Below are 13,145 nucleotides of genomic sequence, written 5' to 3'. Positions count from 1 at the left end.
AACCACCATCCGCCCGCACGGCGGCTCGTGAGCACTTCGTGTCGCTAAAGCGATCCAAAGTGCTCACGACGGTGCTGGGCCAGCCATTCCTCGCGGGTCGTCGCGTATTCGACGTCGCCGTGCTCGGCGCCCTCGATGAGGCCTTCGGGCCCGTCGTAGGTGAACGTCCGCACGTAGCGCAGGCCGACCTTCTCCATCACCCGCCACGACCCCCGGTTGACGGCCATCGCCTGCGCGAACACCCGCCGCACCCCGAGGTCGGTGAACGCCTTGCGCAGCAACGCGAAAGCGCCCTCGGTCGCATAGCCCCGGCCCCACGCGGACCGGTGGAACCGGTACCCGAGCTCGACGTCGTCGAGCGGCCCGTCGGGATCGGGGTGCAGCATGAGGATGCCCACGAACCGGTCGGTGGCCTTCTCGACTACCGCCCACCGCCCGAGCCCGCCGAACCGCTCGTAGTACCCGAGGTAGGTGGGCAGGACCTCGTCGGCGATCTCGGCCCGGGTGACGGGAGCGCCGCCGTTGACGTACCGCATGACCTCGGCATCGCTGTTGAGGGCGAAAACGTCGTCGACGTCGTCGGGCCCGAGCTCCCGCACCACGAGCCGCTCGGTCTCCAGCAGAACGCGCCCCATCAAGGCTCCTCTCGCCCCCCTGATTCCAGCACGCACCACAAACCCCGGCCACCGAATTTCCGGGGGGTTGCGCGGGGTCGGGGTGGGTGCCGACGATGGGGCGTGATCGCTTTTCGGGAAGCCCGGTTGCCGGACGTCGCCGCGCTTGAGGACCTCGCGCGGCTCGCGTACTCGCTCTACACCGAGCGCATGGACCGGCTTCCGGCGCCGATGGTCGCGGACTACTCCGCCGCGGTTCGCGAGCACCAGGTTTGGGTCGCCGAGGAAGACGATCGGGTCCTGGGGATGCTGGTGCTCGTACCCGAAGGCGACGTGATGCTGCTGGAGAACGTCGCGGTGCATCCCGACGCGCAGGGCCGGGGCCTCGGGCGCGACCTGCTGGCGCTGGCCGACCGGGAGGCGGTGCGGCAGCGGATGACCGAGATCCGCCTGTACACCAACGAAGTCATGACGGAGAACCTCGCCTACTACCCGAGGCACGGCTACGTGGAAACGGGCCGCGCCGAGCAGGACGGCTACCGCCGGGTCTTCTTCCGCAAGGCGGTCGGCCGAGGCTGATCAGCAGTACCTCGCGGCCTCGGCCGTTAGCTCTTCGGCAACGAGTGCTCGTGGGCGATCGGCTTGAAATCCGCGTCCAGGCTGGTGGCTGCCCGTGAGCGTTGTGGGGCGCTATCGCAGCACAAACCACGCGCGGTCCCGTGATCAGCGGAAACGGTGAGCCCTACAGCATTTCCAGCGGGTCCAGGCGGACTTGGAGTTCCGTGGCCTTCCGGGCCGCCCGGACCGCTTGGGCCGCGTGGAGGGAGCCCGCCAGGGCTCGGCCTTCGGCCCGGTCCACCCGGACGATCAGGCGTTCCCGCTCGGAATTGCCGTCCTCGTCGACCTGGCCCAGCGGCACCGGGCCGAGCACTTCCGCCGACGGCGGCAGATCCGCCGAGTCCAGCAGCGCCTCGATCGCCTCCGGCGTGCCGTCCACGGCCGCGACGCGGCGGGCCGGCGGGAAGCCGAGCTCGGCGCGCTCGGCGAGCTCCAGCGAGGCGTACCACGCCGGATCCCAGCGCACCAGCGCCTGCACCGGCTGCAGCGACGAGTCGGCCATGACCACCACTCGCCCACCGTCGCGGGCGGGCCGGACCAGCGCGGCGGCCGCGAACCACAACCGAAGCGCCGTCTCGGCGGAGCGGAGCTCGGGGCGGCCCAGCAGGGTCCGGCCGTCCAGCAGCAGCGCGGCACCGTAGCCGCCTTCGGCGACCGGCTCGGCGCCGGGAGTGCACACGACCAGCGCCGGCTTCGCGGGCACCGCGGCCAGGATCTCGCCGGCTCCGGAGGTCCGCACCGACACGTTGCTGAACGCCCGCCCGAGCTCCTCCGCGGTGCGGCTGGCGCCGACCGCTACGGCGCGCAGCCGCCGCGAGCCGCACGAGCCGCACTTGAACGCCGCTTCCGCGGCTCCGCACCAGCTGCACGCCGCCGGCTTCGGCGCTCCGCCTTCGCTGCCTCCCGGCAGCGCTAGCGGCCCCGCGCACCGGCGGCACCTCGCCCGCTCGCGGCAGTCGCCGCACGCGAGCGCCGGCACGTAGCCGCGCCGCGGCACCTGCACCAGCACCGGCGCTCCCGCGCCGAGCGCGGCTCGCGCCGCTTCGAACGCCACCGAGGGCAGCCGCGCTGCGCGCGCCGCCGGGTCCCGCGCCAGCTGGGTGTCGTCTTCGCCGATCGCGGTCACCCGCGGCGCCGCTGCCCGCACGTCCGTGCGGTGCGCGACGAGTTCGTGCGCCCAGCCCGATTCGGCCAGCAGCGCCGCTTCGGCGGTGCGGGCGAAGGCTCCGACGATCAGCGCCGCTCCCGCCGCGTGCGCGCGCTGGGTCAGCACGTCGCGGGTGTGCGGGTAGGGCACCTGCGGGTAGCTGTGCAGGTCGTCGCCGTCGTCCCACACCGCCGCGAAGCCCAGGTCGTGGACCGGCGCGAACATCGCCGCGCGGGTGCCGATCACGACGCGCGCCGCGCCGCGCAGCACCGCCAGCCAGCGGCTGTAGCGCATCGACGGGGCGAGGTCGGCGGCGAGGGCGACGACGCCGTCCTCGCCGAGCAGCGCGGTGCACGCGTCCTGCAGCCGCTGGAGGTCTCGGTGGTCGGGGACGACGATCAGCGCGCCGCGCCCGGCCGCCGCTGCCGTGGCGGCCGCTTCGGCCAGCCGGGCGGGCCAGTCCTCGCCGGGCAGCGCCTGCCAGACCGCGCGGGCCGACCGCCCCGCGTGCACCGCGTCCAAAAAGGACGGTCCGTGCTGGTAGCGGGCCCACGCCCCGGCCTCGGGCCGCGGCGGTGGCGGGCCGGGTTCGCGAGGCGCCGATTTCTCGGCCCCGGCGTGCCGGGGCGGGATCGCCAGGCGCACCACGTCCGCGAGCATGCCGCCGTAGCGGGTGGCCACCGCGCGGGCCACCTCCAGCAGCTCCGGGGTCAGCACCGGTTCCGGCGACGGGACCCGCTCGACCCAGGACAGGGTGCCCTGGAAGTCGGTGGTCTCGTTGCGTTCCAGCAGGTAGCCGTCGACGAGCTTGCCCCGGAAGCGCACCCGCACCCGGCAGCCCGGGACCGCGTCGGCGTCCAGCCGGTCGGGCACCAGGTAGTCGAACGGCCGGTCCAGGTGCACCGGCAGCGGGACGTCGACGAGCACGCGGGCCACCGGGCGGGTCTCCGCCGCGGTCCGCTCTGCCGTCGCCCCCTTCCGCTTCCGGGGTTGTGCACCTGCCATGCCTCTTCTCTACCAGAGCACCCGGACGCGCCCGTCAACAGCGCGTCAGAACGGGCGAGCCGGGCGTCAGGACCGCGCCCGGAACCACCTCGGCCCCGGCCGACCGGGCGTAGGCATGAGTAGCCCTGTGTCAACCCGAGTCCTCCTCAACCGCACCTCAGGGGAACGTGACGCAAACCAGCCACAAGAAACTGCGAAACGCGGGATTGAGCTGGACGCAACCACAACTGTGAAACGCGGAGAGGCGGAACTGCATGAGCCATCCACCGCCGAGCGCTGAGGAAGTCGCCGTGACTCTCGCCGAACTCCTGCCCACCTTCCGCCACAGCCTGCCCAAGAAGCTGCCCGGTTCGATCTGGCCGGAGGGCGCCGTGGCGCTGCCCTCCGGCGACGTGGCGGTCGGTGGCGTCTCGCTCACCGAGCTCGCCGAACGGTTCGGCACCCCCGGCTACGTGCTGGACGTGCAGGCGGTCCGCGCCCGGTGCCGCGCGTACCGCTCGATGGACGCCGAGATCGCCTTCGCGGGCAAGGCGTTCCTGTGCCGCCGGATGGCCCGGCTGCTCGCCGAGGAAGGCATGTCGCTGGACGTCTGCTCCGCGGGCGAGCTCGCCACCGCGCTCGCCGCGGGCTTCCCGGCGGAGCGGATCTTGTTGCACGGCAACGCGAAGACCGACCGGGAGCTGCGGACCGCGGCGAACGCCGGGGTCGGGCGCGTGGTGGTGGACTCGCTGGCGGAGATCGACCGGATCGTCGGCGCGCAGGACGTCCTGGTCCGGGTCACGCCGGGCATCGACGGGCACACCCACCGCGCGGTCGCCACCGGCGTGGAGGACCAGAAGTTCGGGCTCTCGCTGGCCGGTGGCCAGGCCGCGGCGGCGGTGGCGAAGGTCCTGCAGCGGCCCGAGCTGCGGCTGGTGGGCCTGCACTGCCACCTGGGCTCGCAGATCTCCGAGGTGGCCGGCTACGAGGAGGCGGTGCGGCGGCTGACGGTGTTCCTGGCCGAGATCGCGGTGCGCCACGGGATCACGTTGCCGCAGCTCAACATCGGCGGCGGGCACGCGGTCGCCTACCGGCCCGGCGATGCGGAGTTCGACCTGCCCGGCTTCGCCGCGCGCATCCCGCGGGTGCTGCACTACGAGTGCCGCAAGCACGGTCTCGTCGTGCCGCGGCTGACGCTGGAGCCCGGCCGGGCGATCGTGGCGCGCGCCGGGATCACGCTGTACCGGGTCGTGACGGTGAAGCACGGCAGCAGCCGGACCTTCGTCGCGGTGGACGGCGGGTTCAGCGACAACCCGCGCCCGGAGCTCTACGGCTCGCGCTACGCCGCGCGGCTGATCGGCCGGGTCGGCGAGGCGCGGGAGCGCGCGATGAGCGTCGTCGGCCGCCACTGCGAGGCCGGTGACGTGCTGATCCCGGACGCGGTGCTGCCCGTCGACATCCGCGCCGGCGATCTGCTGGCCGTGCCGTGCACGGGTGCCTACCACCACTCGATGGCTTCGACCTACAACATGGTGGGCCGGCCCCCGGTGGTCGCGGTGGACGACGGCGCGGCCGAGCCGTGGGTCCGCCGCGAGACCGAAGCGGACCTCCTGAGCCGCGACGTGCCCTGACGCCCGGAACTACGGGAGCTCGGGTTTCCCCTGGTCAGGACCCGTGAGTACTTTTGGGTGCGATAGCGACCGACAATACTCACGGGTCCTGACCTGGCCGGACGCAGACCCGGTCGGGCAAGATCCGCCGGGGTGCCCGAGCGTGAGGAGATGGTGATGCCGGGAGCGGCGCGGCCGACGATCGCCGACGTGGCACGGGCGGCCGGGGTGTCCCGGACGACGGTGTCCCACGCGCTCAACGGGATCGGCAAGGTCGATCCGCGGACGCGGGAGCGGGTGGCGAAGGTCGCCGCCGAGCTCGGGTACCACCCGAGCCTGCGCGCGCAGCGGCTGCGCCACGGCCAGTCCCGGACCATCGGCCTGGTGTCGTCGATGCCGGTCGCGGTGGCCGGCGGCCCGTCCCGGCTGGGCTTCTTCATGGAGGTCGCCGCGGCCGCCGCCGAGACCTCGCTGCTGCACGGGTACGCGCTGGTCCTGGTCCCGCCGGTGGAGTCCGGCACGCCGCTGGACTCCCTGGACATCGACGGCGCGATCGTCGTCGAACCCGACGAGGACGACCCGGCGACCAAGCGCCTGCAAGCCCGCGGCGTGCCGATCGTGACGCTGGCCAGGCAGCCGGGCACCGATCTCCCCCACGTCGACCTGCGGGCCCGGCTGGTGGGACGGCTGCTGCTGGACCACCTGCGCGAGCAGGGCGCCCGCCACATCGCCCTGCTCGTCGGCAGCAGCCACCGCAACTCGTACGTGGACGCGATCGACGCCTACCGGGAGTTCGCCGACCGCCACGGGATCGCACCGCTGATCGTCACGGCCGACGAATCCGGCGGCGAGGAGGCCGGGTGCGCTGCCGCCTCGGCGCTCCTGGACGAGCACCCGGAGGTCGACGCGATCTGCGCGACCGTCGACGCTTTCGCCGTGGGCGTGGTGCGGGCTCTGACCGACCGCGGGCTTCGCGTCCCGGCGGACGTCATGGTGGCGACCCGCTACGACGGTCTGCGCGCCCGCACCTGCGCGCCCGCGCTCACCGCCATCGACCTGCACCTCGGGCAGGCCGCAGCCGGCGCCGTCGAACTCCTGCTGGCCAATCTCAAGCAGGAGACCAGTCCGCAGGTGATCACCAACCCGGAGCCCGTCCTGATCGCGCGCCGTTCGACGATGCGCTCACCCGGCGAACAGCAGCACGACGCCGGAGACGATCGCGAACAGCTGCACCAGTAGCCGCATCAGGGGGCCGTCGAGGCGGTGGTGCACGAACCGGCTCAGCACCGCGCCGACCGCCAGCGCCGGCAGCAACAGCACCGCAGGCCACAGCTGTTCGGGCGCGACCTTGCCGGTGGCCAGCAGCACCACCAGCGAAATGACCTCGCCTGCGATGAAGCAGACCGCGACCGTCGAACGCAGCACCGCGGCCGGCCGGTGCTGGTACACGAGCGCCAGCGGCGGTCCGCCCACGCCGGTGGCCGTCTCGGTGATGCCGGTGATCGCCCCGGCGGCGAGGAACGCGCCCCGGCCGGGCGTGAACTTCGGCGCGATCAGGGTCACCACCGCCGCCAGCACGGTCGAGCCGCCGATGAGCAGGTTCAGCTGGCCCACCGGGACCGCCACCAGCACCCACAGCCCGCCGAAGGTCCCGGCGAACCGCCCCGCGGTGATCCACCCGGCGCCGACCTTGTCCAGGCTGCCGCGTTCGCGCCCGGCGATGTAGAGGTTGAGCGGGATCATCAGCACCAGCAGGAAGACCGGCAGCAGCGACGGCTCCACCAGCCCGACCACCGGCGCGACGATGAGCGCGAACCCGACTCCGGTGGCGCCTTGCACGAACGCCGCCACGGCGACGGCGAGCGCCATCAGCGCCAGCACCGCGACGCTCATGGCAGTTCCGCCTCTCCGCGTTTCGCAGTTGTGGTTGCGTCCGGCTCAATCCCACGTTTCGCAGTTTCTTGTGGCCGGTTTGCGTCACGTTCCCCCGAGGTGCGGTTGAGCAGAACCGGGGCTGACACAGGGCTGCTCATGCCCGCCCTCCGATTCCCGTCGACACGCGCGAGCGGTGCTCGACCGACACCGGGTGGATCCGCCGCAACGGCGCCCGCTCCACCACCTCGCGCGCCATCTTCGCAGCCTGCGCAACGAGTTCCGGGCCGTCCCAGTCGATCGGCCAGCCGCGCCACAACCGCAGCCTGCCGCCGACGAACACGGCGGCGATCTGATCGCGGTTGGCCAGCCGGACCAGCTCCCAGCTCAGGTCCCAGGACGGGCACAGCTCCGGGACCTGCAGGTCCACCACGAGGAAGTCCGCGGCCCGGCCGGCGGCGATCTCGCCGGTGAATCCGCCCAGCCCCACCGCGTCGGCACCGAGCGCCGTCGCGTGCTCCAGCCAGGTCCAGCCGCCACCGCACGAGGAATCACCGCTGGCCAGGCCGAATCCCAGCCGCTGCGCCAGCTCGGCGGCGTCCACCAGCCGGAAGGCATCGCCGCGGGTGCCGTCGGTGCCGAGCCCGAAGCGCACCCCGAACACCGACAGCAGCTCGGCGGGCGCGACCGCGTTCCCCTTCCACCCGCTCGCAACCGGGTTGTAGCTGATCGCCGCGCCGGTGTCGGCGAGCAGCCGCACCTCGGTCGGGGTCAGCAGCGTGGCGTGCGCCGCGAGGACCTGCGGCCCCAGCGCCCCGATCTCGTGCAGGTGCTCCAGCGGCCGGTGCCCGTGCGCCTCGAGCGACCGCTCGACGGAAGCCAGGTGCTCGTTGACGTGGATCTGGAACACCGCGCCCGCCTCGGCGCACAGCCGCGACACGTCCCGCAGCACGCCGTCGGGCGCGGCCTCCGGGATCGGGATCGCCAGCGACGGGTGGACCAGCGGCGAATCCGCCCAGCGCGCGAGGTGCTCCTCGTCCGAACCGTCGCACACCCGCCCGAGCACGCAGCGGATCCCGGCGTCCTGGGTCGCCGCGGCGACCACCCCGACGTCGACCGGCGCTCGGGTGCCTGCCTCGGCGATGGTGGTGAACCCGCCGCGAAGTGCTTCCAGCGCGGCGAGTTTCGCCGCGACGTAGGCGTTCTCCTCGGTCAGCGCGCCCTCCAGCGGCACCCAGATCCGGCGGAAGATCTCCGACGGCTCGCCGAAGGCCAGCGACTTGCCGAAGCTCTGCGTCAGGTGGTGGTGGGCGTCGACGAACCCCGGCATCAGCAACCGGCCGTCCAGCCGGACCGGGTCGAGTTCCCGGTGCGCCGCAACGACTTCCGCCGCAGGTCCGACCGCGCGGAACACGCCGTCGGCGACGACCACGGCGTGGTCGCGGACCGGCCCGTCGGGCAGCAGCAGGAATTCCGGCAGCAGCAGGACTTCGGCGGCATCGAGCAGTTCTCGGTTCACGATCTCACTTTTCCGTTGTGGTGGACGTGGTCGAGCGGCGGAGGTAGTGGAACGCGATGTTCAGCCCCACCGCCACGAAGGCCCCGACGGCGACGCCGCTGTCGAGGAAGGTGCTCAGGCTCGACGGCAGCCGGTCGTACACGCCCGGCACGAGGATCGGCAGCAGCCCGAAGGCGAGCGCCACCGCGCAGATCACCGAGTTGGCGTGGTCGGCGAGGTCGACCTGGCGCAGCAGCTGGATCCCGAGCACGGTGATGACCGCGAACACGACGATCGCGGTGCCGCCGACCACGGCGGCCGGAATCCCGTTGATCACCTCGGCGATCGGGGTGACCACGCCGATGACCACCAGCACCACCCCGGCGACCGCCGTCACGTAGCGGCTGCGCACCCCGGTCATCCGGACGATGCCGATGTTCTCGCCGCTGGTCACCATCAGCGAGGTGCCGAAGAAGCCGCCCAGCAGCGAGATCAGCGCGTCGCCGCGGATCGTCCTGGGCACGTCGCGGCGGGGGTCGATCTCCTTGCCGACGATCTCGCCGTTGAGCACGGTCTGACCGGTCGCCTCGGCCATCGACACCAGCGCGAAGACCATCAGCGGCAGGGCGGCGAACAGGCTGAACTCCGGCGCACCGAACGGAAGGGGGTCGGGCAGGTTGAACACGCCGCCCGCGCCCACCTCGCCGAAGCTGGTGGCGCCGAGCAGCACCGCCATGCCGGTACCGGCCACGAGCCCGAGCACGACCGCCAGCTGCCGCAGCATCCCGGTCAGGAAACGCAGGAACAGCACCGTGAACGCCACGGTGGCGAAGCCGAGCAGCAGGTCGCGGGGGTTGCCGAAGTCCGGGCTGCCGGGCTTGCCGGTGACCAGCAGGCCGCCGACCTTCACCAGGTTCACCCCGACGATCACGATCATGGTGCCGATGACGACGGTCGGGAAGAACCGCAGCAGCCTGGTGAACAGCGGCAGCGCGACGAAGTAGAAGACGCCGGTGAGGATCACGGCGCCGGAAGCCGTGGGCAGGCCGTGCTCCTGGGCGATCGCCAGGAAGAGCACGACCGGTGCGCCGCCGGGCAGCATCACGAACGGCAGCCGGACGCCGAAGCGCCACGGGCCGAACGACTGCAGGAGCGTGCCCAGCCCGGCGAGCACGAACGTCGCGGACAGCAGCTTGATCGTCAGCTCGGGCGTCATGCCGAGCGTCTTGCTGACGAGGAAAACGCTGGAGATGGGGGTCGCGGCCATCACGAGCACGTGCTGCAGGCCGAACGGGAGCAGCTTGGCCAGCGGTAGGCGTTGATCGACGGGATGCGGTGTGGACACTGCGGAGCCTCCTCGCGCTGAGTCCGGGCGCTCGCCGACCGCTCCGGCGGTCGGCGCGGGACTGCCCCGGAGGCTTGAGGCGCTGTGAACGCCAGGCCCACCACCAGGGCCAAACCGATTTGGCCAATCGATGCGGGAGAGTATTTGCGACATCCTCCGGCGCTGTCAAGACCACCCGCCGCGACAAGACGTGTTCCTGCTGCTCAAGCCCCGTGAGCATTTCTTGCCGCCATAGAGCCTGTTTCCGAACTTGCTCTGCGTGGCGATGCGGGTGGCGGAACCTCAGGGACCTTCTCGCTGTGGGATCCCCGACTCATGAATGACCACGGCGCGGGCGTAGCGGTCGGCGAGGCGGCTGGTCGCCGCGGCGAGTTCGGGGGCGTCGAGCACGTCGAAGTCGAGATCGAGGGCGCCGAGGTAGACCGCGAGCAGTTGCGGCGTGTCCGCGCCCGCGTCCAGCAGGCAGGTCCGGTCATCGATCGGCGCGACGATCCACGTCGTCGGCGGCACCCGCTGCACGACGACCTCCGCGGGCGCATGCACGCGCACCTGGGCTCGATACGCCCACAACACCGCCGTGACACCGCGCGCGACGTACGCGGCGAAACCGCCCTCCGGCGGCTCGCGCGGCGTGAAGCGGGGACCTGCCGGAATGCGGGGCGACAGGCGATCGACGCGGAAGCTCCGCCAGTCCTCGCGGTCGCGGTCCCAGCCGACCAGGTACCAGCGACGACCGGTGCTGACGAGCCGATGCGGCTCGACGATGCGCAGGCTCGCGACGTCGTCGTGCGCGCGGTAGTCGAACCGCAGCTGCTCGCGGTCCCGGCACGCCCGCGCGATCGCCGTCAGCACGTCGGCGTCGACCACCGGCCCTCCGCCGGGCACCGGCACGGTGTAGGTCTGCAGCGCGTTGACGCGCTGACGCAGCCGCGCCGGCAGCACCTGCTCCAGCTTGGCCAGCGCGCGAACCGACGTCTCGGCCATTCCCGACACCGTGCCGCTCGCAGCCGTGCGCAGCCCGATCGCCACCGCGACGGCTTCGTCGTCGTCCAGCAACAGCGGCGGCAGCGCCGCTCCCGCGCCGAGCCGGTAGCCGCCCGCCACGCCCGGCGTCGAATGCACGGGGTAGCCGAGGCTGCGCAGGCGATCCACGTCCGCGCGGACCGTCCGGGTGGTCACGCCGAGGCGTTCGGCGAGATCTCCGCCCGGCCAGTTGCGCCGCGCCTGCAGCAGCGACAGGAGGCGGAGCAGGCGAGCCGAGGTCTCCAACATTCCTCCAGTGTCGCCGCGATCGCGGAAGGAAGTCTTCCGCGATTGCCGGGATGGTGGGGCCATGAATCTCCGAGGCAAGACGGCAGTCGTCACCGGTGGCTCGCGCGGCATCGGCCGGGCGATCGTTCGGCGGTTGACGGCAGACGGCGCGGAAGTCCTGTTCAGCTACGCGAAGGACGAGGACGCGGCGAAGGCGGTCGCCGCCACAACCGGCGCTCGCGCGGTGCGGGCCGACATGGGTGCGACCGAGGACCTCCGGCGGCTCTTCGACACCGCCGGCGCTCTGGACATCTTGGTCAACAACGCCGGAATCCCTTCCAGCACGCCGCTTCTCGACATGTCCGAGGCCGACTACGACCGCGTCATGGCGGTCAACGCGAAGGGAACCTTCCTGGCGATGCAGCACGCGGCGCGGCGGATGGGTGACGGCGGGCGGATCGTCAGCATCTCGACGATGAGCACGGTGTGGGCCAGCCCCGGCGAATCCGCTTATGCGGCGAGCAAAGCGGCCGTCGAGCAGCTCACCCGGGTCGCGGCGAAGGAACTCGGGCCGCGCGGCATCACCGTCAACGCCGTCTCTCCCGGCCCGACCGACACCGACCTGCTGCGCGGCGCCGTCGGCGGCGACGCCTTGGCCGCCACCGCGCAGATGATCCCGCTGGGCAGGCTGGGACGGCCGGCGGACGTCGCCGACGTCGTGGCTTTCCTGGTCGGCCCGGACGCGCGCTGGATCACCGGGCAGAACCTCCGCGCCACCGGTGGACTGGTGTGATCGCCCGGTCGGGGGCCTCCCCGGGCTGTCGATCCGGAACCCGGTGTGAAACGATTTCGGGTGTTTCACGTGGTCTTCTACCAGCCCGAGATCCCGGGCAACGCCGGCAACGCGATCCGGATGGCGGCCGGTTCCGGCTGCGCACTGCACCTGATCGAGCCCCTCGGCTTCTCCGTGGAGGACGCGAAGCTGCGCCGAGCCGGGCTGGACTACCACGACCGGGCCGCCCTGCACGTCCACCCGGACCTCGAATCGGCCTGGCGGGCGCTGAACCCGCAGCGGGTCATCGCGTTCACCTCGAAGGCCGAGCACTCCTACGAGGCGGTGGCCTACCGGCCGGGCGACGTTCTGCTGTTCGGGCCCGAGTCCACCGGGCTGCCCGAGGACGTGCTCGCCGAGGTGACGCTGCGGGTCCGGATCCCGATGCTGCCCGGCATCCGCTCCATGAACCTGGCCAACTCGGCGGCCGTCGCGGTCTACGAGGCGTGGCGCCAGCAGGGCTTCGCGATGCCCTCGTGAGCCCCGCTCAGGCGAGCACGGCACGGCGCGGCGCGCGGGTCCACGGCCAGGTCAGCAACGCCCAGGCGGCCAGGCCGACGACCAGCTCGACGCCCAGGTACCACGGCCAGCCGCCCATCACGTCGAGCAGGGAGGGGTTGTCCGGCTTCGCGCTGACGAAGCCGTAGTTGGTGCCCGCCCAGGCGTTGAACACCAGCATCGCCGCACCCCAGGAGACGGTCACCGCGGCCGCGAACCAGTAGCCCCGCCAGGTCGGCCGCACCCCGGCGCCCCAGGTCAGGTAGGCGGCCGCCCAGATGACCAGCAGGTGCTGGCCCCAGAACTCGACGAAGTCGATGGACGGGAAGTCCGGCGCGTCCAGCGCGGGAGTGATCATCGCCTGCGGGGTCAGCGTCAGCCCCCAGTAGTAGAGCAGCGCGCAGGCCTGCGGCCGGTGCGTCCACAACGCGAAGACGGCGACTATCCAAGCGAGATCGCAGAGGTGCAGAGGCAGCGATTCGCCGATGTCCCACTGCGCCGGCAACAAGCGATAGGTCAGCGTCGCCGCGCCGAACGCCAGGACCACCAGCGCGAAGCCGCGCGTGAAGACCACGGCGGATCGCGAACCGCGCTGCCGGTGCCCGAAGGCGGCGACCGCCACGGAGCCGACGACGATCAGCGCCATGAGCACCCAGTGCGACGGCCCGTAGGGAACGAAGCGATCAACCGGGAACGGCCCCACTCCCCCAGAGTAGGCACGCTCCTTTTCAAGAGCAGGCACGCAATTTCAATGGAAATCAGAGCTCTGATTTCCATTGAAATTGCGGAAGTTGTCCACAACCGACGGCGTGTCGGGCCCCGACACGCCGTCGGGGGGGGGGGGGGGTTGTTGATATTTTTACACGACGAGACAAA

At 72.2% G+C, this 13,145-nt stretch carries 12 protein-coding genes; 5 read left to right on the top strand and 7 right to left on the bottom strand.

The genetic code is table 11. The features are described 5' to 3' along the window. Nucleotides 1–44 precede the first annotated feature (44 nt). Entirely contained in the window at nucleotides 45–635 is a 591-nt protein-coding gene (locus AB0H93_RS10565) for a GNAT family N-acetyltransferase (protein ID WP_358570617.1), read from the bottom strand. A gap of 102 nt (nucleotides 636–737) precedes the next feature. Between AB0H93_RS10565 and AB0H93_RS10560 the strand changes: the two genes are divergently transcribed. Continuing rightward, nucleotides 738–1,193: a GNAT family N-acetyltransferase gene (locus AB0H93_RS10560; protein WP_358570614.1), complete on the top strand. Its 456-nt coding sequence runs from the start codon at nucleotides 738–740 to the stop codon at nucleotides 1,191–1,193. A 163-nt stretch (nucleotides 1,194–1,356) separates the two neighbouring features. Here AB0H93_RS10560 and AB0H93_RS10555 read toward each other — a convergent pair whose 3' ends face one another. After that, entirely contained in the window at nucleotides 1,357–3,384 is a 2,028-nt protein-coding gene (locus tag AB0H93_RS10555; RefSeq protein ID WP_358570611.1) for a primosomal protein N', read from the bottom strand. Between the two features lie 290 nt (nucleotides 3,385–3,674). Between AB0H93_RS10555 and lysA the strand changes: the two genes are divergently transcribed. Together lysA and AB0H93_RS10545 are read left to right on the top strand one after the other, a co-directional pair. Continuing rightward, entirely contained in the window at nucleotides 3,675–4,994 is a 1,320-nt protein-coding gene (gene lysA / locus AB0H93_RS10550) for a diaminopimelate decarboxylase (protein WP_358570608.1), read from the top strand. Between the two features lie 132 nt (nucleotides 4,995–5,126). Beyond that, a complete protein-coding gene (locus AB0H93_RS10545) occupies nucleotides 5,127–6,212 on the top strand; it encodes a LacI family DNA-binding transcriptional regulator (RefSeq protein WP_358570605.1) in 1,086 nt (361 codons plus the stop codon). On the opposite strand, the gene AB0H93_RS10540 is transcribed toward AB0H93_RS10545, so the two are convergent. The 4 genes from AB0H93_RS10540 to AB0H93_RS10525 all read right to left on the bottom strand — a co-directional run bounded on the left by AB0H93_RS10540 (nucleotide 6,156) and on the right by AB0H93_RS10525 (nucleotide 10,960). Next, nucleotides 6,156–6,866 carry a sulfite exporter TauE/SafE family protein gene (locus AB0H93_RS10540; RefSeq protein WP_358570602.1) on the bottom strand — a complete coding sequence of 237 codons (711 nt, stop codon included), beginning with the start codon at nucleotides 6,864–6,866 and terminating at the stop codon, nucleotides 6,156–6,158. The genes AB0H93_RS10545 and AB0H93_RS10540 overlap by 57 nt on opposite strands. A gap of 136 nt (nucleotides 6,867–7,002) precedes the next feature. Continuing rightward, nucleotides 7,003–8,364, bottom strand: coding sequence for an amidohydrolase family protein (locus tag AB0H93_RS10535; RefSeq protein WP_358570599.1), 1,362 nt, complete (start codon nucleotides 8,362–8,364; stop codon nucleotides 7,003–7,005). A 4-nt stretch (nucleotides 8,365–8,368) separates the two neighbouring features. Further along, nucleotides 8,369–9,688 carry a solute carrier family 23 protein gene (locus AB0H93_RS10530; protein ID WP_093276806.1) on the bottom strand — a complete coding sequence of 440 codons (1,320 nt, stop codon included), beginning with the start codon at nucleotides 9,686–9,688 and terminating at the stop codon, nucleotides 8,369–8,371. A 282-nt stretch (nucleotides 9,689–9,970) separates the two neighbouring features. Next, complete coding sequence (locus AB0H93_RS10525) at nucleotides 9,971–10,960, bottom strand: transcriptional regulator (RefSeq protein WP_358570595.1); 990 nt, start codon at nucleotides 10,958–10,960, stop codon at nucleotides 9,971–9,973. Between the two features lie 61 nt (nucleotides 10,961–11,021). Here AB0H93_RS10525 and AB0H93_RS10520 point away from each other — a divergent pair, with 61 nt between their 5' ends. Beyond that, complete coding sequence (locus tag AB0H93_RS10520) at nucleotides 11,022–11,732, top strand: SDR family oxidoreductase (protein ID WP_358570592.1); 711 nt, start codon at nucleotides 11,022–11,024, stop codon at nucleotides 11,730–11,732. 60 nt (nucleotides 11,733–11,792) lie between these two features. Continuing rightward, nucleotides 11,793–12,251 carry a tRNA (cytidine(34)-2'-O)-methyltransferase gene (locus AB0H93_RS10515; protein WP_358570589.1) on the top strand — a complete coding sequence of 153 codons (459 nt, stop codon included), beginning with the start codon at nucleotides 11,793–11,795 and terminating at the stop codon, nucleotides 12,249–12,251. A gap of 7 nt (nucleotides 12,252–12,258) precedes the next feature. Here AB0H93_RS10515 and AB0H93_RS10510 read toward each other — a convergent pair whose 3' ends face one another. Then, entirely contained in the window at nucleotides 12,259–12,972 is a 714-nt protein-coding gene (locus tag AB0H93_RS10510; protein WP_358570586.1) for a TIGR02206 family membrane protein, read from the bottom strand. Between the last annotated feature and the right edge of the window lie 173 nt (nucleotides 12,973–13,145).

The sequence above is a fragment of the Saccharopolyspora sp. NPDC050642 genome (genome assembly GCF_040654735.1).
Lineage (GTDB): Bacteria > Actinomycetota > Actinomycetes > Mycobacteriales > Pseudonocardiaceae > Saccharopolyspora > Saccharopolyspora elongata.
This window is presented reverse-complemented; position numbering and strand designations above follow the sequence as displayed.